The sequence below is a fragment of the Lysobacter koreensis genome (assembly GCF_042677045.1).
GTDB lineage: Bacteria > Pseudomonadota > Gammaproteobacteria > Xanthomonadales > Xanthomonadaceae > Lysobacter_K > Lysobacter_K koreensis.
Genome location: NZ_JBHTIH010000007.1, coordinates 48,603 through 72,850, shown reverse-complemented (window position 1 = coordinate 72,850; position 24,248 = coordinate 48,603). Strand labels below are relative to the sequence as shown.

The window sequence follows — 24,248 nt, the reverse complement described above, 5'->3', positions numbered from 1 at the left end:
GCTCCCTCCCTTGCGAAGCAGGGGAGGGTTGGGGAGGGGTGCGGTTGATCTTGCCGTCGTCGGGCTCCTGAAGCCCAAGAGCAACCGCAACAGCACTCCCTCCCAACCTACCGCTTCGCCAAGCGAAGCGCGGGACAATCAGAACCGCTAACCCCACTAAGCGCGCTCGTGCGTTGACGATGGGGTGCGCCTCTTCTGGAACTCCAATGACCACCCATCGCTCGCTTCTCTCTGCCGCTGCTGCACTCGTGCTGGCACTCACCGTCCTCGCCACCGCATGCAGCCGCCCAGGCACCGCCGCGGACGGATCCGGTCCCGGGACCACGCTCGTGACCGTGTCGGCCTACGCCGAGGCGCGTCGCCCGCCTGACATCGCGACGCTTTCGACCGGGGTGGTTTCGCTTGCCCCGGATGCGAACGGCGCGATCCGCCGCAACGCGGAGCAGATGACCCGCGTCGTGGCGGCCATCCAGGCCGCGGGCATCGCCGACAAGGACGTGCAGACCAGCGGTGTCAGCCTCAATCCGGACTATCACTATCTGGCCAACCGGCCGCCTCGCATCAAGGGCTACTACGCGTCCAACACCGTCAACGTGACGGTGCGCGACATCGGTCGCCTCGGTGGAATCCTGGATGCCCTGGTAGCGACAGGCGCCAACCAGATCAACGGGCCGACTTTCGACATCGAGGACAAGGATGCGGTGCTGGACGAGGCGCGGGAAAAGGCACTGGCCAAAGCCCGTGCCCGCGCCGAAGGCTATGCCAAGCGTCTTGGCGTTCGCGTCAGGCGCGTCATCAGCATCGATGAAACGGGCGGCCGAGGCGCTCCGCGTCCGGTGTACGGACGCGCAGTCGCGGTGGAGCAGGCGTCCGCCGCCGACGCCAGCGCACCGATCGCGCCGGGCGAGAACGTCCTCGGCCTTGGCCTCGACGTGGTCTACGAATTGGGGAAGTAGCTCGCGTAGCGGCCAAGTCCGCTAACGGCCGCGGCAATCAGGCCTGCCGCTCGGTCGCGGCCCGCTCTCTTGCGATCGCGCGCCAGCCGATGTCGTGGCGGTGGAACTCGCCGTGCCACGACACCCCGGCGACCGCGCCGTACGCGCGTTGCTGCGCGTCGGCGACCGACTCGCCCAGCGCGCACACGCACAGCACGCGGCCGCCGCTGGTGACCATGGAATTGTTCTCGTCCAGCCGGGTACCGGCGTGGAAAACCTTGGTGCCCGGCAGGTCCGGCACGTCCCAGCTGTCGATCGCATCCCCGAGACGCGGCGTGCCCGGGTAGTTCTCGGCCGCCATCACCACGCCCAGCGACGGGCGCGGGTCCCAGCGTGCTTCGGCCTCGTGCAGGCGCTGGTCGATCGCCGCCTCGACCAGATCGAGCAGATCCGACTGCAGCCGCATCATCACCGGCTGCGTTTCCGGGTCGCCGAAACGCACGTTGAACTCGATCACTTTCGGCGCGCCGGCGGCGTCGATCATCAACCCCGCATAGAGGAAGCCGGTGAACGGCACGCCGTCGGCGATCATGCCCTGCACGGTCGGGTTGACGACCTCGCGCATGACGCGCGCGTGCACTTCCGGGGTGACCACCGGCGCCGGCGAGTACGCGCCCATGCCGCCGGTGTTCGGGCCGGTGTCGCCGTCGCCGACGCGCTTGTGGTCCTGACTCGTCGCCATCGGCAGCGCGGTGCGGCCGTCGACCATCGAGATGAAGCTGGCTTCCTCGCCGTCGAGGAATTCCTCGATTACCACCCGCGCGCCGGCCGCGCCGAACGCGTTGCCGGCGAGCATGTCGGTGATCGCCGCTTCGGCCTCGGCGAGCGACATCGCCACGATCACGCCCTTGCCGGCGGCCAGGCCGTCGGCCTTGACCACGATCGGTGCGCCTTTCTCCCTGACGTAGGCCAGCGCGTCGTCGACTTGCGTGTGCACCGCGTAGTAAGCGGTCGGGATGCCGTGGCGGGCGAGGAAGTGCTTGGCGAACGCCTTGCTGCCTTCGAGCTGCGCGGCCGCGGCGCTCGGCCCGAACACGCGCTGGCCGGCGGCGCGGAAGCGGTCGACCACCCCATGGACCAGCGGGCCCTCGGGGCCGACCACGGTCACCGCCACGCCCTCGCGTTGCGCCAGCGCCAGCAGGCCGTCGATGTCGGTGGCCTGCACGTCGACGTTGCGGCACTTATCCTCGTTCGCGGTGCCGGCGTTGCCGGGCGCGACCAGCACCTGCGTGACGCGCGCGGATTGCGCGAGCTTCCAGGCCAGCGCGTGCTCGCGGCCGCCGGAACCGATCACCAGAACTTTCATCGGATAAGGCTCAGTAAGTTTTGGGCGGCCCCGGCGATCATTGGGCCCGTAGCACTGATCGTCGTCGCGTTTGCAAGAATCGCCAAGCTTTCCCTGATCTGGTCGTATATGCCAGCCTTCTTCAGGCCTTCGATCTGCGATACCGGGATTGAGGCTACATCCGCTGCTAGCAACTTGGCTGAATCGAGTAGCGCTTTCTGGCCGACAAATCGATAGCGATTAATCAGTGCCTGTAGGTTCTCAATTCGTCCGATCAACATCTCTCGGATTTCAACAGGCATATCGCCGTTGCCGATAAGTTCCAGAGCTTGGGACAGGTGTTGGTAAATCTGTGAAAGCTGATCTGGCGCCAACTCTGTACGCCGCTCTTCCGAATGAAGAACCTTTGCTTGAGAACGAAGGGAGAACAGCGTCACATTGTCGATGTGAGCTAGAAAGTGCTCCCACCTGCCGTTCATTTGGGTCGCGTTGAAGCCATTGAAAATTCGGCTCCTCCAATGATCAACGGCATCAACCAGATCCGGATGCCTGTGTAGAACTTCGCTGGCGGTGTCATTCACCAAGGTAAAGAACTCGCCGAAGGCTCCAAGAAGTACGTTGTTGTCAGGCGCAGCTAGTACCTCGCGCCACGCTGTCGCGCAGTCAACTCCGGTGTCGATTTCTTTGCAACGTTCGAGAACACGCAGAAGTCGAGCTGCTGAGTTGTCCATGCCTGATTCTTCTCTCAATGGCGGAAGTGGCGGATGCCGGTGAACACCATCGCCAGACCGTGCTCGTCGGCGGCCGCGATCACCTCGGCGTCGCGCATCGAGCCGCCGGGCTGGATCACCGCCTTGATGCCGGCGGCCGCGGCCGCGTCGATGCCGTCGCGAAACGGGAAGAACGCATCACTGGCCATCACCGAGCCGGGCACAGTGAGTCCGGCTTCCTCGGCCTTGAGCGCGGCAATCTTGGCGCTGACCACGCGGCTCATCTGCCCGGCGCCGATGCCGATGCTGCGCTGGTCGCGCGCGTAGACGATCGCGTTCGACTTGACGTACTTGGCGATGCGCCAGGCGAACAGCAGGTCGTCGAGCTCGGCCGGGGTCGGCGCGCGCTTGGTGACGACCTTCAACTCGTCGCGGCTGACCTCGCGGATGTCGCTGGTCTGCATCAGCAGACCCGAGCCGACGCGCTTGACGTCGAAGTTGTTCTTGCCTTCGCCGTGCGGAATCTTCAGGACGCGCACGTTGGTCTTCTTCGCGCAGTAGGCGAGCGCGGCGTCGTCGAAGTCCGGCGCGATCAGCACCTCGACGAACTGGCGGTCGAGGATCACCTTGGCCGTGGCCGCATCGAGCGTGGTGTTGAACGCGATGATGCCGCCGAACGCCGAGGTCGGGTCGGTCGCATAAGCCAGTTCGTAGGCATCGCCGCAGGCGGCGCCCTGGGCCACGCCGCAGGGGTTGGCGTGCTTGACGATCACGCAGGCGGGCTGCTCGAACTGGCGGACGCATTCCCAGGCCGCGTCGGCGTCGGCGAGGTTGTTGAAGCTCAGCTCCTTGCCCTGGAGCTGGGTGAACGTCGCCAGCGTGCCGGGCACCGGCCACAGGTCGCGGTAGAACGCGCCGTGCTGGTGCGGGTTCTCGCCATAGCGCAGGTCCATGACCTTGACGAAGTTGCTGTTGGACTGCGCCGGGAACAACTGCTGCGCGTGCGCGTCGTCGAGCGCGGACAGGTGGTTGCTGATCGCCGCGTCGTACTGCGCGACGCGGTTGAACGCGGCCACCGACAAGGAGAAACGCGTCTTGGCCGACAGCGCGCCGTCGTTCGCGGCCAACTCGTCGACGAGGCCGGCGTACTGCGCCGGATCGGTCGCCACCGCGACCCGCGCGAAGTTCTTCGCCGCCGAGCGCAGCATCGCCGGGCCGCCGATGTCGATGTTCTCGATGATGTCCTCGAACGAACTGGCCGGGTTCGCCGACACCTGCTCGAACGGGTAGAGGTTCAGCACCAGCAGGTCGATCGCGCCGATGCCGTGCTGCGCCATCACCGCGTCGTCGATCCCGGCGCGGCCGAGCAGGCCGCCGTGCACCAGCGGGTGCAGGGTCTTGACCCGGCCGTCCATCATTTCCGGGAAGCCGGTGACCTCGGCCACATCGCGCACCGGCAGGCCGGCGTCGCGGAGCGCCTGGGCGGTACCGCCGGTCGACAGCAGCTCCACGCCATGCTTGTCGAGGGCGTGGGCCAGCTCGACCAGGCCGGTCTTGTCGGAAACGGACAGCAGCGCGCGGCGGATCGCCACGTTGGGGCCGGGCAGGCGGTCGGAGGTCATGCGGGGAGGGCTGCGGCGAGGGAGCGCGAATTATAGCGGCGTGGCCCGCTGGCGCCGCCTGCTGCGGTCGCGAAGAACGCTGTCGAACGCAGTGGCGTGTACGGCGGGTTTAACCCGGCGGCTACCAATGCCTCGGTCGCGCGGCTGGCGCGGACTTCGTGCATGGCGATGGCGGGTTGAAACCCGCCCTACGGCGTCAGGCTAGACCGTAGTCCTTCAGCTTCTTGCGCAACGTCGCGCGGTGGATGCCGAGCATCACCGCGGCGCGGCTCTGGTTGCCATCGCAGTGCTCGAGGACTTCGGCGAACAACGGGATCTCGAGTTCGCGCAGCGCGATCTCGTAGAGGTTCTCGGTGCCGCTGCCATTGAGGTCGCCCAGGTAGCGGCGGATCGACGTGGCGACGTGGTCGCGCAGCGGCACGCGGGGGCCGGGGCGGGCGGTGTCATGGCGATCGGCTGCGGCGTTCAAGCGGTCCCCCCCGGGTGTGATTTCCGTCGCTGAGCACGGTGCGCGTGCGCGACGGGACGGCGAGTCTAGCGCGCGTTCGTCGCGGTGGACAACGCGACCGGGGTCGCCGTTGGTCCAGTTGACGAGCGGCGATTACTGGAAATCGAAGGTGAACGCGACGATGCGCGGGGCGGGCTCGAGCACGTCGAACTGCACGGTCGCGGCCTCGCCCGGGGCCAGCAGTGGCGGGTCGGCATCGGCGCCGGAGTACTCGCGCGGGCTGAATGCGCGCGCGCCGACCTGCTGGCCGTCGATGTCGGACAAGCCCAGCAGCAACGTCGGCCACGGCTGCGGCCAGCGTGCGTCGTTGCGGAAGCTGGCGCTGGCGCGCAGCACCCCGGCGGCGCCGGGCTCGGGTTGCACGTTGCGGCTGAGCATCGTGAACGCGGCCGGCTCGCGCCACGGAGGCAGCTCGCACTGCAGCACCGCACACAGGCCGGCAACCAGCGGCCGCCAGCGCGCCGTGGCCGCCAGTTCCTGGCGTTGCGCGAGCAGCAACTGCAGCACGAGGACGAGCGCCAGCACCGCGATCGCCAGCGGCTTCTGCCAGCGCCGCGGCGCGGCGACGGTGGGCGTGGCATGGCGCACGAAGCTGGGCGCACGGCGCGCGGCGCGGCGCGGTGGCGCGACAGGCGCGGGGGTGGGCGTCGGCGCAGCCAGCGCCGGTTCGCCGGGCTGCGCGTGCACGCGGTCGTCGGGCTTGTCGGCGGCGGGCGCGCCGGCGTGTGGAGCGGTCGGCGCTGGATCCGGTTCGTGCGTCGCGGCGCGGTCGGCGGCAGCGGCTAGGCCGGTCGAGAGCGGTGCCTCGCATTGCGGGCATCGCTGCGCGCTGGCGTGCGCGCCGTCCGCCGTCGGCAGGATCGACGCGACCAGGAAACCGCAGCGCGGGCAAGGAACCAGCATGGCCGCAGTTTACGGGCTCGCCGGTGCCGGGCATCCGCGCTTGCCGATGCCGATCACCGGCTTTCTGCACCGCGTCTCAAAAAAGTTGTCGGCTTCTGGCCTTTCGCAGGCGCGGCTTCAGCCGCGAGCCTTTGGCGCTTGCGCCGGCGATTCACCAGCTCGCGGCTGAAGCCCAGCCTACGAGTGGGGCCGGCCGACGCCGGCCGCGGCGGACCCGATCAGGCGCGACGCACGCCGGTCACCCGCATCCAGTCGTCGAGGCGGTCGGCGCGCAGCTGCTCGAATGCGCCGGCGTAGCGCGCGATCACTTCGTCCTCCTGGCCGGCGAGGATCCCCGACATCGCGATGCGGCCGCCCGGCGCGACACGCGCGGCGAGGGTGTCGGCCAGCGCGACCAGCGCCGAGGCCAGGATGTTGGCGACCACGACCGGATACGTGGCCACCGGTTCGTCGCCGGGCAGGTGCACGGCCAGCTGCGCGCCGACGCCGTTGCGCTGCGCGTTGTCGTGGGTGGCGATCAGCGCCTGCGGGTCGTTGTCGACGCCGACCGCATGCGCGGCGCCGAGCTTGAGCGCGGCCAGCGCGAGGATGCCCGAGCCGCAGCCGAAATCGAGCACGCGCTGGCCGCGCAGGACGCCTTCGTCGGCCAGGCCGTCGAGCCACTGCAGGCACAGCGCGGTGGTCGGGTGGGTGCCGGAGCCGAACGCGAGGCCGGGGTCGAGCCGCACCACCGCCGCGCCGGGCGCGTCGGCCTGCGCCGGCAGTTCGTGGTTCCAGGGCACGATCCAGGTGCGGCGACCGAACTGCAGCGGCTCGTACTGGTCCATCCACGCGCGTTCCCAATCCTGGTCGGCGACATCGCGGAACTGCGCGTGCGACCAGTCCAGGCCGTCGTCGGCCGCGGCCAGCGCGTGCAGCAGCAGGGTGGGCGGCGTGTCGGCGGCGAACAGCGCGGTCAGCAGCATCTCGCCCCACACCGGGGTTTCGCCGACCCCGGGTTCGAAGATCGCCTGCTCGTCGGCGGCGTCGGCGTGCGCATCGACCAGGGTGACCGCGAGCGCGCCGACGTTGTCGAGCGCGCGCTCGTAGCGCGGCTGTTGGGCTTCGGTGCAGGGCAGGGTGAGTTCAAGGAAGGGCATGCCAATAGCTTACGTGTTCGCGTTCACGACCCGGTACGTTGCTGGGTGGCCCGCACCAGCAGCCAGTCCTGCCGACGACGCAGCAGCCGCACGCCATCGTGCAGGTAGTTGAGGCTGAACAACAAGGTCAGGCCGATCAGCAGCAGGTGCCATCGGCCCTGCACCATCTGCCGCGGATAGGCATGTACCAGCCACCAGGCGAGTCCCTGGAAGGCCACCGCCAGCGGCATCATCCAGGCGATGTTGAGGCGCTGGTCGCGGACGATGTCGTCGAGCAGCGCATGTTCCTCCGGCGTGCCGAAATCCTGCGCATGGCGCCGCACCAGGCGCAGGTCCCACGCGTACAGCACCCAGACCGCGGCGGCGTAGAGCGTGTTCAGGGCGAACCACGCTTCCGGTCGGTCGACCTGGCTCAACGCGGCCGCTTCGATCAGGGTCGCGCCGAAGTACAGGAACGTGTGGCCGAACTCCAGCGGCCAGCCGATGAACGACAGCGTGTGGATCAGCGAACGCGACCAGAAGATCAGGATCACCAGCAGCCCGGTCGCGATGTAGGGCCAGGTCTCCCATTGCAGTTTCACCAGCGGCTGCACCGCGCTGGCCGCGAGCACACCCAGCGCCAGGCCCTGGATGATGCTGATCAGGGTCAGTTCGATGCCGACCACGGTCCGGTCGAGCTGGATCTTGGCCGCGCGACGCGAGTTGGCGAGGTCGGAAGTGTTGGCCATGGCCGTGGGACCTGGAGGCGTGCGCGCAATCTAGAGCACGGCGGGTCCGGGCCGGTGCGGACATGGGCATGGGCATGGGCACGGGGGCATGCCCACTGCAGCGCCGCTGCCTTTGGCCCCTCCCCTTGCGCAGCAGGGGGAGGTTGGGAGGGGGTAGCTCTTGCTTCGAGATTGAGCGCAACAACAACAGCACCCCTCCCCAACCCGTCCCGCGCTACCGCGCGTTCCTTGCCGCAGGAACTGCCACCGGCAGTTCCTGGCCGCGGCGCATCACCCCTGCTGCGCAAGGGAGGGGGCAAGAGCCATCACACGATCGACAGCGACTTTTCCTTCTGTTCCTTCAGCCGCTTCTCGAGGTAGTGGATGTTGGCGCCGCCCTGCTGGAAGCCGACATCGGCCAGGATCCGCTGCTGCAGCGGGATGTTGGTCTTGATGCCGTCGACCACCATCTCGCTCAGCGCCACGCGCATGCGCGCGATCGCGGTCTCGCGGTCGCGGCCGTGCACGATCAGCTTGCCGATCATCGAGTCGTAGTTCGGCGGCACGCGGTAGCCCTCGTAGATGTGGCTGTCGACGCGCACGCCCGGGCCGCCGGGGGCGTGGAAGTGCTGGATCAGGCCCGGGTTGGGCATGAACGTGTCCGGGTCCTCGGCGTTGATCCGGCACTCGATCGCGTGGCCGTCGAGCACGATGTCGCTCTGCTTGATCGTGAGCTTGTGGCCGGCGGCGATCATCAGCTGCTCGCGCACCAGATCGATGCCGGTGATCATCTCGGTGACCGGGTGTTCGACCTGGATGCGGGTGTTCATCTCGATGAAGTAGAAGCGGCCGTCCTCGTACAGGAACTCGAACGTGCCGGCGCCGCGGTAGCCGATCCGGACGCAGGCCTCGGTGCAGACCTTGCCAATCTGCGCGCGCTGCTCGGCGGTAATGCCCGGCGCCGGCGCTTCCTCGACCACCTTCTGGTGGCGGCGCTGCATCGAGCAGTCGCGCTCGCCCAGGTGGATCGCGTTGCCCTGGCCGTCGGCGAGCACCTGGATCTCGACATGGCGCGGATTCTCGAGGAACTTCTCCATGTAGACCATGTCGTTGCCGAACGCGGCCTTGGCCTCGGTCTTGGTCGTGGTGATCGCGCTGTGCAGGTGGGCCTCGGTGTGGACCACGCGCATGCCGCGGCCGCCGCCGCCGCCGGCGGCCTTGACGATCACCGGGTAGCCGATTTCGCGCGCGATCTTGACGTTGGTCGCCGCGTCGTCGCCGAGCGGGCCGCCGCTGCCGGGCACGCAGGGCACGCCGGCGTCCTTCATCGCGCGGATCGCCTCGACCTTGTCGCCCATCAGGCGGATGGTGTCGGCCTTGGGGCCGATGAAGACGAAGCCCGATTCCTCCACCCGCTCGGCGAAGTCGGCGTTCTCCGACAGGAAGCCGTAACCCGGGTGGATCGCCTGCGCGTCGGTGACTTCGGCCGCCGCGATGATCGAGGCCATGTTGAGGTAGCTGTCGGTCGACGGCGCCGGACCGATGCAGACCGACTCGTCGGCCATGGCGACGTGCTTGAGGTTGCGGTCGACGGTGGAGTGCACCGCGACCGTGCGGATGCCCAGCGCGTGGCACGCGCGCAGGATGCGCAGCGCGATCTCGCCGCGGTTGGCGATTACAACTTTATCTAGCATCGGTCATTTCCATCGAAGTTGGTCCGGCCCGTCGGCCTCACGGCCGCCGGGCGTTCGCCGGCTCGCGGCATTCGCCGCTCGAAAGCCCGGCTCACCCAATAACAAACAGCGGCTGGTCGAACTCGATCGGCTGGCCGCTCTCGGCCAGCACCTTGAGCACGGTGCCGGACACGTCGGCCTCGATCGGGTTGAACATCTTCATCGCCTCGATGATCGCCAGCGTCTCGCCCTGCTTGACCTGCTGGCCAACCGTGACGAACGCGGGCTTGTCCGGCGACGGCGAGGTGTAGAACGTGCCGACCATCGGCGCGCGCACGATATGGCCCTCGGGCAGGTCCGCATGCGGCTTGGCGTGGCCGCCGGTGGCTGCCTCGGTCGGCGAGTGCATCGGCATCGCCGGGGCCGGGTGCGGCGCGGCTGGGGCGGGGTGCTGCATCGGCTGCGACATCGCGTAGCCGCCGGCGAAACTACCCTTGGGGGTGCGCGCCAGGCGCACGGATTCCTCGCCTTCCTTGATCTCGATCTCGGCCAGGTTGGATTCCTCCAGCAGGTCGATCAGCTTCTTGATTTTGCGCAGGTCCATTCGCGGGCCTCTCTGTGGTGGCGCCCGGTGGCGGGACGCGAGGTAAGGGTGGGGTAGGGAAATCGGGTCTGGAGATCGGGCCTGGCTACTCAGGACCGGCTGGACCGGGCCGCGGTGTGCTTGTCCAGCCAGGCCAAGGCGGCTTCCATCGCGAAGCGGTAGCTGTCCGCGCCGAAGCCGGCGATCACGCCCAAGGCCAGGTCGGAGAAGTAGCTGTGCTTGCGGAACGGCTCGCGCGCGTGCGGGTTGGACAGGTGGATCTCGATATAGGGCAGCGACACCGCCGCCAGCGCGTCGCGCAACGCGACCGAGGTGTGGGTCAGGCCGGCCGGGTTGATCAGGATGATCGCGGTGCCGTCGGTGCGCGCGGCGTGGATGCGGTCGATCAGCACGTGCTCGGCGTTGGACTGCAGGCTCTCGAGGTTGTGGCCGGCGGACTGGGCGTCGATCTGCAAGGCGTTGTCGATCGCCGCCAGCGTCGTGCGGCCGTAGATTCCCGGCTCGCGTTCACCGAGCAGGTTGAGGTTCGGGCCGTGCAGGACCAGCAGCTTCGCCATGGGGACGGGCAATCGCGCGGAAAGGCCGGCAGTGTGCGCGAGCAGGGTCGAGCTGTCTAGAAGTTGCCTGCCATATCGGCGAAGTTGTCACGATTTAAGCGTTTGTTTGAGCGACGGCTCTAATCTAAGTGGGCATTACCGTCGCGCGGTGCGGGTCCTCAGTCGCTTTGGCGGGGCAGGATTACCTTATTTGGCCCACGCGCCGATCTCGCCATCCTCGAACGGCCCGATCTTCTGCTTGATCACGCGCCCATCGGCGCCGATCAGCACGCTGTAGGGCAGCACGCCCTTCGCGTTGCCCAGCTGCACGCCGGCGTCGCGCGGTCCGGCCGCGTCGACCACGATCGGGTACGCGACCGGCACGCGCTGCAGGAAGGCGCGCACGTCGTCGACGCGATCCAGCGCGATGCCGACCACTTGCGTGCCGTTCGCGCCCTGCGCGGCGGCATAGCGGTTGAGCTCCGGCATCTCCTTGATGCACGGCCCGCACCAGCTGGCCCAGACGTTGATCAGGATCGGGCGCCCGGCGAACGCGGCGGGCAGCGTCAGCGGCTCGCCGTCCAGCGTCGGCAGGGTAATCGCCGGCATCGGCCCGCCGCGATGGGCGACCGTGAGCCCGGCCGGTGGCGCCGGTGCGCTCGCGGCGGCCACGGCCTGCAGCGCGCGCTGGCCCGGCTCGGTGCGCAGCAGCGGACCGGGACCGTTGAGCCACAGCCCGGCGACGGCGCCGAGCACGCCGGCGATCACGGCCACCAGCACGATCTTGCCGCTGGTTCCCATCAAGGTGCTCCCATCAGCGTGACCCCATCACCGCGCCGCCACGGCCGGGGTGGTTTGCGCCCGCGTGGCACGTTGCGCGAACAAGCCGGCTTTTTCGTAACCGAACAGCCGCAATTCGCGACGTTCAACGCCGCCGGCGTAGAACAGCGTGGCCGGCGGCCCGATGATGCCCAGCCGCTGCATCAGCGCCTGGTCGACCGCATCGTTGGCGGTCACGTCGACCTTGAGCAGCACGAACCCGGCCAGCGCGGCATGCACGGCGGGGTCGGGGAAGGTGTACTTCTCCATCTCCTTGCAGGCCACGCACCAGTCGGCATAGAAATCGAGCATCAGCGGCTGGCCGGCGACGCGCGCGGCGGCGAGCTCGCGGTCGAGGTCGGCCAGCGACTTGATCCGCCGGAACGGCAGCTCGCGCGCTTCGCCGCCGCCGCGCAGGCCGGCCAAGGGCTGCAGCGGATCGCGGCTGCCGGCCAGGGCGCCGACCAGTTGCGCGGTGCCGGCCAGGCCGAGCACCAGCGCGGCGGCCCAGGCGAGCGCGCGGCGGCCATCGCGCATCGGCTTGCTCGCGGCCAGCGCCACCATCGCCGCCGCCACCAGTCCCAACGCGCCCCACAACGCCAGCGCCACCGGCGCCGGCAGCACCCGCGACAGCATCCACACCGCCAGGCCGAGGAACACGACGCCGAACACCCGCTGCACCGCCACCATCCACGGTCCGCTGGTCGGCAAGCCGCGCCCGGCGGCGACCCCGAACGCGACCAGCGGCGCGCCCATGCCCATCGCCAGCAGGAACAGCGCCGCGCCGCCGAACACCGGGTCCTGGGTCTGGCCGATGTAAAGCACCGCCGCGGCCAGCGGCGGCGCCACGCACGGCCCGACGATGAGCGCCGACAGCGCGCCCATCACCGCCACCCCCGCCCACGAACCGCCGCGCTGGCGGTCGCTGAGCGACCCCAACCGGTTGCGCAGCATCGCCGGCAGCTGCAGCTCGTACAGGCCAAAGCTCGACAGCGCCAGGGCGACGAACAGCGCGGCGAACGCGACGATCACCCACGGGGTCTGGAACGCGACCTGCAGGTTGGCGCCGACCAGCCCGGCGACCACGCCGGCGGCGGTGAACACCAGCGCGTTGGCCAGCACGTAGACGAACGACAGCGCAAACGCCCGGCGCGCGCCCAGCCCCGGGCCGTGGCCGGCGATCAGGCCCGACAGGATCGGGATCATCGGCAGCACGCACGGCGTGAAGGCGAGCAGCAGGCCGAAGCCGAAGAAGCTCAGCAGCGCCCACCAGCGGTTGGCGCCGGAAAGCGCGTCGGCGAGGCGGCTGTCTTCGGCCTGTTCGGGTTGCGCGGCGAGGGCGCGCTCGGCATTGGCACTGCTCTGGCTCCCTCTCCCGCTTGCGGGAGAGGGTTGGGGTGAGGGTGCTTTGTCCGCAGCGGCACTGGCCGCGGAACCCGGCGCGTCGCCACCCACCGTTTCCCCCGGGGCGGCAGGCGTCGCAGCGACGGCCACGGCCGCGGCGACCCGGCCGGCCGGCAGCGCCACGTCGACCGTGCGCGTCATCGGCGGGTAGCAGATGCCATCGGTCTGGCAGCCCTGAAAGCTGGCGCTGAGCTGCACCCGCGCCGCATCAACGCGGCGGCGGTAGACCGGTACCGGCACGTCGACCTGCGCGAAGTAGACGGTGGTCGCGCCGAAATACTCGTCGCGGTGGGCGGTGCCGCGCGGCCATCGCGGCTTGCCGAGCGCGAGGCCGGCGCCCACCGCGGCGGGGTCGAGCTTGAGCGCGGTCTTGTCGCGGTAGAGGTAATAACCGCGCGCCGGGGTAAAGCGCAGCAGCAGCGTGTTGCCGTCGCCGGCGATCGCCTCGAAGCCGAACGCCTGCTCCGGCCGCAGCGGCACCGCATCCATTCCGGCCACCGGCGCAGCGGCGCCCAGCAACGGGTTGGCCGGCGCACGCGCGCCGGCGTTGCCGAACGCCACCAGCGGTGGCGCGGGCGCAGCGGTGGCTTCGAGGGCCAGGTCGCTGCGTGCGGCGGCGACCGACGCCGCGGCTGCGGGCATCGCCACCGTCAGCGTGCGCGTCTGCGGCGGGTAGCAGATGCCCGCATCCGCGCAGCCCTGGTACTTGACCGTGAGCGTGACCCGCCCGGCGCCGGCGCGCCCGGGCAGGGTCGAGGCCAGCGCGCCGCGGTAGGTCTCGACCTTGCCGAAGAACTCGTCGGTGTAGGCCTTGCCCCGCGGCAGCTGCAGCGCCCGCGCGGCGAACGCGGGGTCGGCCTGCACCGACGTGCGGTGCCGATAGAGGTAGTAGCCGTCGGCGATCTTCCAGTGGATGGCGATCCGGTCCGGCGCGGTGGCCCGGGCGTCGAGCACGAACGCCTGGTCGACCGGCAGCAGGTCGGCTTCGTCGATCGCGGCCAGCGCCGGCGCGGCGGACAGCATCGCGAGCAGGGCCAGCGCGGCGGCGCGCACGCGCCGGGTCAGCGCGCGGGAAGACCGCGGCGGCAGGGAGGGGTCAGTCATGGTCTCGGGTCTGTTCGTCCACCCAGTCGAGGTACGGGGCGAAGCCGCCGCTGGCTTCGACCGCGATCACTTCCGGCAGTTCATAGGGATGCAGCGCCTGCACCCGCGCGATCAGCGCCGCCAGGCGTTGGGTGGTGGTCTTGATCAGCAGCACGACCTCGTCGTTGCGCTCGACCCGGCCCTGCCAGCGGTAGGTCGACTGCACCCCGGGCAGGCGCTGCACGCAGGCAGCCAGCCGTTCGCCGACCAGGGCCTGCGCCACCGCGTCGGCGGTATCGGCATCGGGGACGCTGCATTGCACGAGGAGCACCGGCATGGCGCGATTGTACCGGTCGGCCTGCGGTGGGCCCGGCGCGGCGCGGGTGGCGCCGCGACGTCGGGCACGAAAAAGCCCGGGCCGCGCGGCCCGGGCTGCGGCGTCGCTCGCTGCGCGGCTCAGTTCAACTGGCAGCTCGTCGGCTTGCTCGAGGTGAACAACGCCGAGGTCGCCCACTCGGGGTGGTCGATGAACGGGTTGCGGTTGCCCTGGAAGCTGAAGATCACCTCGTTGCGGCCGCGCTCGGCCGCGTCCGGCGGGTCGGCGCTGTGCCAGGCCAGCAGGGTCGACAGCAGGCCCATGTAGGCTGGCGACGCCGAGGTGATCACGATCTTGCTGCGGTCGTCGGTGAGCTCCAAGTCCGGCTCGGACTGCCCGGTATGGATGTCCTCGCCGCCCTCGTAACGGATCGCCATGTACAGCACCGCGCGGGCAATGTCGCCGCGACGCTTGCCCCAGACCTGGAACGCGCCGCCGTTGCCGTCCGGGCCCTTCACCCAGTTGGAGTTGCCCGGGTAGACGCCGCTGCCGCCACCGCTGCCGTTGTTGGCCTCGGTCGCGCGCTCGCCGCAACCGCCGGCCAGCGTGCAGTCCGCGTACGGCTTGTTGCCGCGGTCGGCGTTGTAGGTGGTGTCGCTCAGGTACAGCATGTGGGTGTCGGTGTACGGCGCGTGCGGCAGGCCCAGGTCACCCGAGGCGCTGCCGAAGCCCAGCGAGTTCGGCCAGGTGTGCTCGCGGTTGTAGGTGATGCCGGTGCCGGTGCCCGCGCGCTCGCTGCCCTTGAGGTAGCTGCGGTTGCGGTAGACATCGAGGATGCGGCCTGCGTTGTTGGGATCCTCGTCGGCGATCTCGAGGATGCTCCAGGCGTTGGTGGTGCCGCCGCTGTACGGGTAGGCGGTGTGGCCGCGGATCGTGTCGTGCAGCGAGCAGCGCAACTGGCTGGCGCTGCTGGTGTTGACGCGCGCGTAGTAGCCGCCGCTGCCGCCAGCCGCGACGGTGAAGTCGACCACGGTGTTCGCGGCGGGATGGGCGCCGCCGCTGTCGCTGACCTTGGACGCGACGACCGTCAGCGCGCAGCTCTCGCCGGCGAACAGCGCGGTGTTGGTCGAGATCGCGAAGTTGCCTCCGCTGGCCGGGTGGGTCAGCGCGACCGCGCCGGACTGGCTGCACTGCAGCGCGAACGCGCCGCCGGCCAGCGTCACCGCTTCGCTGAAGCCCACCGTCAGGTCGCCGGCGGCGGGGAAGCCGCTGGCGCCGTCAGACGGCGTGGTCGAGGTGACCACCGGCGGCGGGTTTGGCGTCGAGAACGTCTGGTTGCGGTTGCAGGCGCCGAACGTCTGCGTGCCGGACGCCTGCCAACTGAAACTGGCGTAGCTGCTGCCGCTGCCGCCGAGCTGCAGCGAGGTGCCCGCCGCGGTCGAGGCGGATTCGGCCACCGCCAAGTTGCTGCTGGCGCGCCCGGCAGCGGGGCCGTTCGAGCCGGTCACCGCGCCTTCGTAGCTGAGGAACTGCACCAGCGCGCCGCTGCCGTCGACCAGCGCGATCGCGTCGTTGGCGCCGTTCTGGATGCCGTTGCTTGGGTAGGCAACCGTGGCGATGCGGGCGCTGCCACCGCAGCTGACCACGCTGCCGGCGGGCACCAGGTCGTTGTCGTAATAGGTCGCCGCCGACGGCGTGCTGCCGTTGTACAGGTAGATGCGGTAGCCGCTGAGGCTCTCGCCCGCGGTGGCGACGACCTCCACGCGCTCGCCGACGTCGCCGCTGGCGGTGGCGTCGTCGTAGTGGATCTCGTTGATGAAGACCGCGGCCTGTGCCGACAGCGGCAACAAGGTGGCGGCCAGCACGGCAGCTTGCAGATGACGCATGGAGCACTCCCCCGAGTGGGCGGCCGGCGGCCGCAACCGGGGCAGGCTATCCCGCTTTCGTGACAGATCCTCGCCGCAGGGCAGCAATGGCCCTGGGTCTGCGCCCCTGCCGTGGGTCCTGGGTGCTCATCGCGCGCGCTTGCCGTCGCCGACCGGGCGCCCCGTGCGGACCGAGGCCAGTTGCTCGGCCACCTCGACCAGAGGCGCGCGGGCGCGCATCGGCGCCTCGCGAAACGCCTGGATCAACCGCAGCTCGAGCGGGTCGTCGACCAGCACCGCGTCGGCGGCGGCGACCGAATCCAGCGCGGTGTCCGCCGACAGGCCCATGCCGCCGCGACCGGTGGCGAGCCACTCGAACTGCACCCCGGTCACCAGCGCCAGCTCGCGCAGGTGCGCCATGCTCGGGTGCTTGCCTTGGGTGGCTTCCCAGTGGCTGACGGCGCTGCGCTGGACGCCGACCGCGGCGCCGAGGGCGGCTTGCGACAGGCCGGCATGGCGGCGGGCGAGGCGGATGCGTTGTTGGGGGGTCATGGGCGGACTCCTGCGGGAATCGTCCGGCGCGGACCGGATGCCCGGCCGCGAGCGCAATAAGCGGCTGGCAGGATGCCAGCGCAATTCACCTGGTGATCGATAGGCACGTCAGCTTGTGTACTTTAGGTAGCTGTCTGGTAGGTGAATGGTAGTGAAATCCCGTGGAATTAGGTATTGCGTCACATTACCCGCTACCTGAAGTGGACAAATCCGCGCCGATGCGGCTCTAGGCAGGGTGACAAAAATTGCACAAAATTGCCCCAAGTCGGCACGGACGGCGGCTTAGACAAAGGGGTCAAGTCAGGTCGGGGGAGGGGCGCAGGATTGCGCCAAGCTTCGGAAAGCCATTCCCAGACCAGGAAGAGCGCGTACCTTCGGGGGCGCGCTCTTCCTTTTTGTGCCGCCTGCTTTTGTCGGCTTGCGTGCCGGCGTGTTCGCGGCGATTTCGCCGGGCCTTGAAAGCCGGCGCCCGTGCCCCATCTCATCGCAGTCCCGGCACCGCCGGACGCTTGCGCCCCCGATCTTGGCACTCGTTCGGGGCGACTGCTAAAATTCCGCTCCTTTCCCCTCCCTTTCAACCACTTAGAGGTTGCCAATGAACATCAAGCCGCTGTACGACCGCGTCGTCATCAAGCGCATGGAAGAAGAGAAGATGTCCGCCGGTGGCATCGTGATCCCGGACTCGGCCACCGAGAAGCCGATCAAGGGCGAAGTCATCGCCGTCGGCGAAGGCAAGGCGCTGGACAACGGCAGCGTGCGCGCGCCGAAGGTCAAGGTCGGCGACAAGGTGCTGTTCGGCAAGTACAGCGGCACCGAAGTCAAGCTCGACGGCACCGACTTCCTGGTGGTCAAGGAAGACGACATCTTCGCGATCCTCGGCTGATCCGCGCGGCGGGTTCCAGCCCGCCCACACGCATCGCCGCGATTTCGATGGCGGGTTGAAACCCGCCCTATGCATTCAACGATCCAACCTTTAATTCCGGAGCTTCAAAATGGCTGCCAAAGAAATCCGTTTCGGTGAGGACGCGCGCGCAAAGATGGTGCGCGGCGTCAACATTCTCGCCAATGCCGTCAAGGCCACCCTGGGTCCGAAGGGCCGCAACGTCGTGCTCGAGAAGAGCTACGGCGCGCCGACGATCACCAAGGACGGCGTGTCCGTCGCCAAGGAGATCGAACTGGCCGACAAGTTCGAGAACATGGGCGCGCAGATGGTCAAGGAAGTCGCTTCCAAGACCTCCGACAACGCCGGTGACGGCACCACCACCGCGACCGTGCTGGCGCAGGCGCTGATCCGCGAAGGCATGAAGGCGGTCGCCGCCGGCATGAACCCGATGGACCTCAAGCGCGGCATCGACAAGGCCGTGATCGGCGCGGTCGACGAGCTGAAGAAGATCTCCAAGCCGTCCTCGACCAGCAAGGAAATCGCCCAGGTCGGCGCGATCTCCGCCAACTCCGACACCGACATCGGCGACCTGATCGCCAAGGCGATGGACAAGGTTGGCAAGGAAGGCGTGATCACCGTCGAAGACGGTTCGGGCCTGGAAAACGAGCTCGACGTGGTCGAGGGCATGCAGTTCGACCGCGGCTACCTGTCGCCGTACTTCATCAACAACCAGCAGTCGATGTCGGCCGAGCTGGATGACCCGTTCATCCTGCTGTACGACAAGAAGATCTCCAACGTCCGCGACCTGCTGCCCGTGCTGGAAGGCGTGGCCAAGGCCGGCAAGCCGCTGCTGATCGTCGCCGAGGAAGTCGAAGGCGAGGCGCTGGCGACCCTGGTGGTCAACACCATCCGCGGCATCGTCAAGGTCTGCGCGGTCAAGGCGCCGGGCTTCGGCGACCGTCGCAAGGCGATGCTGGAAGACATGGCCACCCTCACCGGCGGCACCGTGATTTCCGAGGAAGTCGGCCTGCAGCTCGAGAAGGCGACCATCGCCGACCTCGGCCGCGCGAAGAAGGTGCAGGTCTCCAAGGAGAACACCACCATCATCGACGGCGCCGGCGATGCCGAAGGCATCCAGTCGCGCATCAAGCAGATCAAGGCGCAGATCGAAGAGACCTCGTCGGACTACGACAAGGAGAAGCTGCAGGAGCGCGTGGCCAAGCTCGCCGGCGGCGTGGCGGTGATCAAGGTCGGCGCCAGCACCGAGATCGAGATGAAGGAAAAGAAGGCCCGCGTCGAAGACGCCCTGCACGCCACCCGCGCGGCAGTGGAAGAAGGGGTGGTCCCGGGCGGCGGCGTCGCCCTGATCCGTGCCCTGGCCGCCATCAGCGGCATGAAGGGCGCCAACGAAGACCAAAACCACGGCATCGTGATCGCCCTGCGCGCCATGGAAGCCCCGCTGCGCGAGATCGTCACCAACTGCGGCGAAGAGCCGTCGGTGGTGCTGAACAACGTCAAGAACGGCACCGGCAACTACGGCTACAACGCGCAGACCGGCGAGTTCGGCGACATGATCGAGATGGGCATCCTCGACCCGACCAAGGTCACCCGCACCGCGCTGCAGAACGCGGCGTCGATCGCCGGCCTGATGATCACGACCGAAGCCATGGTCGCCGAGCTTCCGAAGAAGGAAGAGCCGGCGATGGGCGGCGGCGGTGGCATGGGCGGCATGGGCGGCATGGATTTCTGATTGCGCCGCGAAGGAGTGAGTTGACCATTCGGTCCGACGCGCCGCAGCGCGTTGGCAAGATGATGCGGCGGCGAACGCCCTTCGCCACCCGGTCAACACGCAACACAAAAAACCCCGCCGCGAGGCGGGGTTTTTCTTTTCGCGGCGCGCGCGGCAGCGGCGTCAGCCCACTGGCCGGGGCCGCTGCTGCGGTGGCCTTCCTGAACCGGTCAGTATCTTTTTGCAGTGCAGCGTGCGTTCGCCATAACGCTTCCTTCACGATTGGCCCGCATCCCGACGTGGGGGAGGGAGCAGGCCCGCAACCGGTTCGACCGGGGCGGGCCTTTTTATTGCGCGCACGTCCGCGGGTCCTTTGGCGATCCGCGCCATCGGCGTCGGCGCTACTCCCGCATCGTCATCGGCGCGTTCATCGGCCGTCGGCGCGTATCAAAAAAGAACATTGGCCGGCTGCGACGCCGCCGCTAGGCTGCGTTCTCGGGGCGGGGGCCATCGTGACCCAAGGGTCATCTTCTTGAGCGGAGACAATCTGATGAAGTGTCTGACTTTGGCGTTGGCCGTATCGGCCGCGTTGTGCGCGGGGCAGTCGCAGGCAGCAACGTATCTGGTGCAGGCGCGGGCGATGAATTTCGACGCCGCGCTGGCCAGCAGGATCCAGGCACAGGGCGGGCGAGTGGTCGCGCGCTACCCGGAGATCGGCGTGGCGATCGTCGAGGCCGACGAGCAGTTCCCCGCCCGCACCGCGGGCATGGCCGAGCTGCAATCGACCACCCGCGACCGCGCGCTGAAGTTCGATGTCCCCGAAGCGGTGCCGATGAGCTTTGCCGACGCCCAGGCGGTCAGCCCGCCGAATACCGGCGACAACGATTTCCTGTTCGACATGCAATGGGGCTTCGACGCGGTCAACGTGCCCGAGGCGTGGGAGGCCGGGTTCCGTGGCGCCGGCGCGACCGTGGCGGTGCTCGACTCGGGCCTGGACTGCACCCACCCGGACTTGGTCGCCAACAACCTCGCCGCGCTCAACGCGTCGTTCGTGCCCGGCGAGACCGCGTGCCAGGTGCCGGCGTTCCCGGCGTTCAACCACGGCACCCATGTCGCCGGCACGATCGCCGCGGCCGACAACGGCACCGGCGTCATTGGCGTCGCGCCGCAGGCGAAGTTCTTCGCGGTCAAGGTGCTGTCGGCGATCTCCGGCAGCGGCAGCTTCGCCGGCATCCTGCAGGGCATCGTCTACGCCACCGACAACGGCGCCGACGTGATCAACATGAGCTTGGGCGTGCGCGGCGGCCTGCCGATCAACCGCGACACCCGCGAACTGGTCAGCGCCGTGCAACGCGCGGTGCTGTACGCGCGCCGCAACAACTCGATCGTGATCGCCGCCGCCGGCAACGACGGCATCGACTACGACACCATCGGCCAGGACGCGATGGCATTCCCGGCCGGGGTGCAGGGCGTGGTCGCGGTGTCGGCGACGGCGCCGGTGGGCTGGGCGCTCAACCCGGCCGCCGCCAACCTCGACCTGCCGGCGAGCTACACCAACACCGGCCGCCGCCTGATCGAGCTGGCCGCGCCGGGCGGCGACTCCGCCTACCCGGGCAACGAAAACTGCACCGTCGCGGGGCGCACGCGGCCGTGTTGGGTGTTCGACCTGGTGATGAGCACCAGCACCGGCGGCTGGTCGTGGGCCGGCGGCACCAGTATGGCGTCACCGCACGTGGCCGGCGTGGCGGCGCTGGTGATCGGCGCGCTCGGTGGCGAGGCCAACGTGGGCCGGGTCGAGAACTACCTGCTGCGCGGCGCCGATGACCTCGGCGCGCCAGGCGTGGACGGGATTTACGGGCACGGCCGGCTCAACGCCGAGGCCACGCTCGACTGACGCGGATCGCGCCAGGTGTTTCGCAAGCGCCCGCTTCGGCGGGCGTTTGCTTTTCCGTGTCGGTAGATGCGGGCTTGTTCGGATCGTTCGCGCGCAGCGCATCCGAGCAGGCTCGGATCTACAAGCACCGGGAGTCGACCGGCACGAAGCCGAGCGTTGCACCCATGCCATCATCCCCGCGATGAGCGACGTCTTTCTCGATCCCGCCAGCGCGCGAGCCACCGCACGGCTGCGCGCCGCATCGCCCACCACCGCGACCTTGCTCGACGACCCGCTCTTCGCGGACAAGCTGCGCCGGGTCGCCGGCGCCAGCGATTTCGCCATCGACACGCTGCTGCGCCAGCCACCGCTGGTGCAGCGACTGGCCGATGGCGACGACACGGCAATGGCCGCGCCGCCAGCGCTGACCGCGGACAACCGCAGCGAGTGGGCCCCGCTGCTGCGACGCTACCGGGCGGCCGAATCGACCCGTCTGGTCTGGCGCGACGTGCTCGGCCGCGACGACGTCGATGCGACGCTGGCCGGCAGCACGCGCCTGGCCGAAGCTTGTTTGCAGACCGCGCTGGCGGCGCTCGAGGCCGAGTTCGCGCAGCGCCACGGCGTGGTCCGCAACCCCGACGGCACGCCGCAGCGGCTGGTGGTGTTCGGGCTGGGCAAGCTCGGCGGCGAGGAGCTCAACTTCAGTTCCGACGTCGACCTGGTCTACGCCTACGAGCACGACGGTCAGTCCGACGGCGCGCGCCCACTCGATGCCGAGGGCTACTTCGCGCGCCTGGGCCAGCAGCTGGCGAAGCTGCTCGACGAGGTCACCGCCGACGGCTTCTGCCACCGCGTCGACCTGCGCCTGCGTCCGTACGGCAACGCCGGGCGGGTGGCGTGGTCGTTCACTGCGATGGAGCAGTACTTCCAGCGCGAAGGCCGCGACTGGGAGCGCTACGCCTGGCAGAAGGCGCGCCCGGTCGCGGGCGACCGCGACGCCGGCGAACGTTTCCTCGCCACCCTGCGACCGTTCGTCTACCGGCGCTACCTCGACTTCGGCGCGCTCGATGGCCTGCGCGCGATGAAGGCGACGATCAACGCCGAGGTCGCGCGCAAGGAACTGGCCGACGACATCAAGCGCGGCCCCGGCGGCATCCGCGAGATCGAATTCCTGGTGCAGGCGTTGCAGCTGATCCGCGGCGGCCGCGAACCGGAGCTGCGCGGCCGCCGCCTGCTGCCGGCGCTGCAGGCGCTGGTCGCGGCGCGGCACGTCGGCGAGGACACCGCGGCGACGCTGACGCAGGCGTACCGGTTCCTGCGCCGACTCGAGAACCGCCTGCAGATGCTGCGCGACGCGCAGACCCACGCCTTGCCCGACGCCGCTGGCGACCGGGAGCGGATCGCGCTCGGCCTGGGTTTCGACGGCTGGGGCGCGCTGCGCAGCGCGCTGGACGAGCAACGCGCGCGGGTGACGGCCGAGTTCGCGAGCCTGCTCGCGCCGCGCCAGCACGCCGCCGCGCCCGACGCGCTGGCCGGCTACTGGCGCGCGCTGCAACGCGCCGACGAGACGCCTTCGGAGGCGTCACCCGCGAGCGATGTCGCGGTGCTGGCCGCGGTCGGCTTCGTCGAGGCCGGCAACGCCGACGCGATGCTGCGCGACCTGGCGCGCAGCACCGGCGTGCGCGGCCTGTCCGACAGCGCGCGCGCGCGGCTGGACCGGGTGCTGCCGGCGTTGCTGCAGGGCGCGGCGGCTTCCTCGCAGCCGATGCTGGCGTTGCGGCGGCTGCTAGCGCTGCTGCACAACGTGCTGCGGCGTAGTGCCTACCTCGCGCTGCTGGACGAGCAGCCGGCGGCGCTGGCGCGGCTGGTCGAGGTGGTCGGCCACAGCGCGCTGCTGGCCGAGCGCCTGGCGAGCTATCCGCTGCTGCTCGACGAACTGCTCGATGCGCGCGTGGCCGGGCCGTTGCCCGGCCGCGAGCAGCTGCTCGCCGCTTGCGCCGCGGTGGCGGGCGACGACGACACCGAGGCGACCCTGCAGGCGCTCAACGAAGTCCGCCAGGCGCTGAGCTTCCGCATCGCGATGGCGGTGCGCGACCGCCGCCAGACTGCCGCGGACAGTGCCCAGCAATTGGCCTGGCTCGCCGACGGCGTGGTGATCCGGGTGCTGGCGCTGGCCGAGCACGAGGTCGCCGCCACGCACGGGCGGGTGCCCGGCGCGCGCTTCGCGGTGCTTGGCTACGGCAGCCTCGGTGGCGAGGAGCTGGGTTTCGGCTCCGACCTGGACCTGGTGTTCCTCTACGACGCGCCGGCCGACGCGCAGTCCGACGGCGCGCGCAGCCTCGACGCGCAGCGCTGGTTCGCGCGCCTGGCGCAGAAGGTGGTCGGCCTGCTCGGTGCGGTCACCGCCGCCGGCCGCCTGTTCGACGTCGACGTGCGCCTGCGCCCGGACGGCGCCAAGGGCCTGCTGGTGTCGACCCTGGCCAGCTTCGCCGACTACCAGCGCGCGCGCGCGTGGACCTGGGAACACCAGGCGCTGGTGCGCGCGCGCTGCGTCACCGGCGAGGCCGGGCTGTGCGCCGATGTCGAGCGCGTGCGCGCCGACACCCTGGGCCGCGTGCGCGAGCCGGCGGCCGTGCAGGGCGAGGTGACCGCGATGCGCCGGCGCATGCGCGCCGAGCTGGACCGCAGCGATGCGGCGGCGTTCGATCTGAAGCAGGGCGAGGGCGGGCTGGTCGACCTGGAGTTCCTGCTGCAGGCGCTGGTGCTCGAACACGCCCATGCCCATCCGGCCCTTCTCGCGCCGCGCAACAGCCCGGGCCTGATCGAGGCGATGCGCGAGGCTGGGATCTTCGACGGCACCCGCGCCGCGAGCCTGCAGGCCGCGCATGCGACGTTGCTGATGCGCGGGCTCGACTGCACGCTCGACCGGCGTGCGCGGCGGCTGCCGCTCGAAGAGGCGCTGGAGGCGGCGCGCGCGGCGATCCGCGCTGCGGCGCGGGCCCACGGGCTCGATTTCCAGGCGTCGCCTGCCGCGTAGTTCGA

20 protein-coding genes are annotated in these 24,248 nt (G+C 69.7%); 5 read left to right on the top strand and 15 right to left on the bottom strand.

Annotated features, from left to right (window positions below):
* Nucleotides 1-206 precede the first annotated feature (206 nt).
* On the top strand, nucleotides 207-956 hold the full coding sequence (locus ACFQZQ_RS12370; RefSeq protein WP_386813141.1) for an SIMPL domain-containing protein: 750 nt from the start codon (nucleotides 207-209) through the stop codon (nucleotides 954-956).
* Nucleotides 957-993: 37 nt separating this feature from the next.
* On the opposite strand, the gene purD is transcribed toward ACFQZQ_RS12370, so the two are convergent.
* The 15 genes from purD to ACFQZQ_RS12295 all read right to left on the bottom strand — a co-directional run bounded on the left by purD (nucleotide 994) and on the right by ACFQZQ_RS12295 (nucleotide 16,721).
* The gene (purD, locus tag ACFQZQ_RS12365) at nucleotides 994-2,301 is read right to left on the bottom strand and encodes a phosphoribosylamine--glycine ligase (protein WP_386813139.1); all 1,308 of its coding nucleotides are present in this window, start codon (nucleotides 2,299-2,301) and stop codon (nucleotides 994-996) included.
* Nucleotides 2,298-3,011 (bottom strand): hypothetical protein, encoded by a 714-nt coding sequence (locus ACFQZQ_RS12360; RefSeq protein ID WP_386813137.1) that lies wholly within the window; start codon nucleotides 3,009-3,011, stop codon nucleotides 2,298-2,300. Before ACFQZQ_RS12360 ends, purD begins: the two co-directional genes overlap by 4 nt.
* A 14-nt stretch (nucleotides 3,012-3,025) precedes the next feature.
* Nucleotides 3,026-4,612, bottom strand: coding sequence for a bifunctional phosphoribosylaminoimidazolecarboxamide formyltransferase/IMP cyclohydrolase (gene purH, locus ACFQZQ_RS12355; RefSeq protein ID WP_386813136.1), 1,587 nt, complete (start codon nucleotides 4,610-4,612; stop codon nucleotides 3,026-3,028).
* A 196-nt stretch (nucleotides 4,613-4,808) separates the two neighbouring features.
* Nucleotides 4,809-5,081, bottom strand: a complete 273-nt coding sequence (gene fis, locus ACFQZQ_RS12350; RefSeq protein WP_386813135.1) for a DNA-binding transcriptional regulator Fis — start codon at nucleotides 5,079-5,081, stop codon at nucleotides 4,809-4,811.
* A gap of 132 nt (nucleotides 5,082-5,213) precedes the next feature.
* Nucleotides 5,214-6,023 (bottom strand): DUF3426 domain-containing protein, encoded by an 810-nt coding sequence (locus tag ACFQZQ_RS12345; RefSeq protein ID WP_386813134.1) that lies wholly within the window; start codon nucleotides 6,021-6,023, stop codon nucleotides 5,214-5,216.
* 218 nt (nucleotides 6,024-6,241) lie between these two features.
* Nucleotides 6,242-7,162 carry a 50S ribosomal protein L11 methyltransferase gene (gene prmA / locus ACFQZQ_RS12340; protein WP_386813133.1) on the bottom strand — a complete coding sequence of 307 codons (921 nt, stop codon included), beginning with the start codon at nucleotides 7,160-7,162 and terminating at the stop codon, nucleotides 6,242-6,244.
* Between the two features lie 23 nt (nucleotides 7,163-7,185).
* Entirely contained in the window at nucleotides 7,186-7,890 is a 705-nt protein-coding gene (locus tag ACFQZQ_RS12335; protein ID WP_386813132.1) for a hypothetical protein, read from the bottom strand.
* Between the two features lie 305 nt (nucleotides 7,891-8,195).
* The gene (accC, locus tag ACFQZQ_RS12330) at nucleotides 8,196-9,563 is read right to left on the bottom strand and encodes an acetyl-CoA carboxylase biotin carboxylase subunit (protein WP_386813130.1); all 1,368 of its coding nucleotides are present in this window, start codon (nucleotides 9,561-9,563) and stop codon (nucleotides 8,196-8,198) included.
* 91 nt (nucleotides 9,564-9,654) lie between these two features.
* The gene (gene accB / locus ACFQZQ_RS12325) at nucleotides 9,655-10,146 is read right to left on the bottom strand and encodes an acetyl-CoA carboxylase biotin carboxyl carrier protein (protein WP_386813128.1); all 492 of its coding nucleotides are present in this window, start codon (nucleotides 10,144-10,146) and stop codon (nucleotides 9,655-9,657) included.
* Nucleotides 10,147-10,235: 89 nt separating this feature from the next.
* Nucleotides 10,236-10,703, bottom strand: coding sequence for a type II 3-dehydroquinate dehydratase (aroQ, locus tag ACFQZQ_RS12320; RefSeq protein WP_386813126.1), 468 nt, complete (start codon nucleotides 10,701-10,703; stop codon nucleotides 10,236-10,238).
* A 186-nt stretch (nucleotides 10,704-10,889) separates the two neighbouring features.
* Complete coding sequence (locus ACFQZQ_RS12315) at nucleotides 10,890-11,483, bottom strand: redoxin family protein (protein WP_386813124.1); 594 nt, start codon at nucleotides 11,481-11,483, stop codon at nucleotides 10,890-10,892.
* A gap of 27 nt (nucleotides 11,484-11,510) precedes the next feature.
* Nucleotides 11,511-14,009: a protein-disulfide reductase DsbD gene (gene dsbD / locus ACFQZQ_RS12310; RefSeq protein ID WP_386813123.1), complete on the bottom strand. Its 2,499-nt coding sequence runs from the start codon at nucleotides 14,007-14,009 to the stop codon at nucleotides 11,511-11,513.
* Complete coding sequence (cutA, locus tag ACFQZQ_RS12305; RefSeq protein ID WP_386813122.1) at nucleotides 14,002-14,325, bottom strand: divalent-cation tolerance protein CutA; 324 nt, start codon at nucleotides 14,323-14,325, stop codon at nucleotides 14,002-14,004. The genes dsbD and cutA overlap by 8 nt, the downstream gene beginning before the upstream one ends.
* A gap of 119 nt (nucleotides 14,326-14,444) precedes the next feature.
* On the bottom strand, nucleotides 14,445-16,190 hold the full coding sequence (locus ACFQZQ_RS12300; protein ID WP_386813120.1) for an endonuclease: 1,746 nt from the start codon (nucleotides 16,188-16,190) through the stop codon (nucleotides 14,445-14,447).
* A gap of 126 nt (nucleotides 16,191-16,316) precedes the next feature.
* Entirely contained in the window at nucleotides 16,317-16,721 is a 405-nt protein-coding gene (locus ACFQZQ_RS12295) for a helix-turn-helix transcriptional regulator (RefSeq protein ID WP_386813119.1), read from the bottom strand.
* 595 nt (nucleotides 16,722-17,316) lie between these two features.
* On the opposite strand from ACFQZQ_RS12295, the gene groES reads away from it, so the two are divergent.
* From groES to glnE, 4 genes are all read left to right on the top strand, one after another.
* On the top strand, nucleotides 17,317-17,604 hold the full coding sequence (gene groES, locus ACFQZQ_RS12290; protein ID WP_386813117.1) for a co-chaperone GroES: 288 nt from the start codon (nucleotides 17,317-17,319) through the stop codon (nucleotides 17,602-17,604).
* A 109-nt stretch (nucleotides 17,605-17,713) separates the two neighbouring features.
* Nucleotides 17,714-19,354 (top strand): chaperonin GroEL, encoded by a 1,641-nt coding sequence (groL, locus tag ACFQZQ_RS12285; RefSeq protein ID WP_386813115.1) that lies wholly within the window; start codon nucleotides 17,714-17,716, stop codon nucleotides 19,352-19,354.
* 529 nt (nucleotides 19,355-19,883) lie between these two features.
* Nucleotides 19,884-21,227 (top strand): S8 family serine peptidase, encoded by a 1,344-nt coding sequence (locus ACFQZQ_RS12280; RefSeq protein ID WP_386813114.1) that lies wholly within the window; start codon nucleotides 19,884-19,886, stop codon nucleotides 21,225-21,227.
* Between the two features lie 181 nt (nucleotides 21,228-21,408).
* The gene (gene glnE / locus ACFQZQ_RS12275; protein ID WP_386813113.1) at nucleotides 21,409-24,243 is read left to right on the top strand and encodes a bifunctional [glutamate--ammonia ligase]-adenylyl-L-tyrosine phosphorylase/[glutamate--ammonia-ligase] adenylyltransferase; all 2,835 of its coding nucleotides are present in this window, start codon (nucleotides 21,409-21,411) and stop codon (nucleotides 24,241-24,243) included.
* Nucleotides 24,244-24,248: the final 5 nt, after the last annotated feature.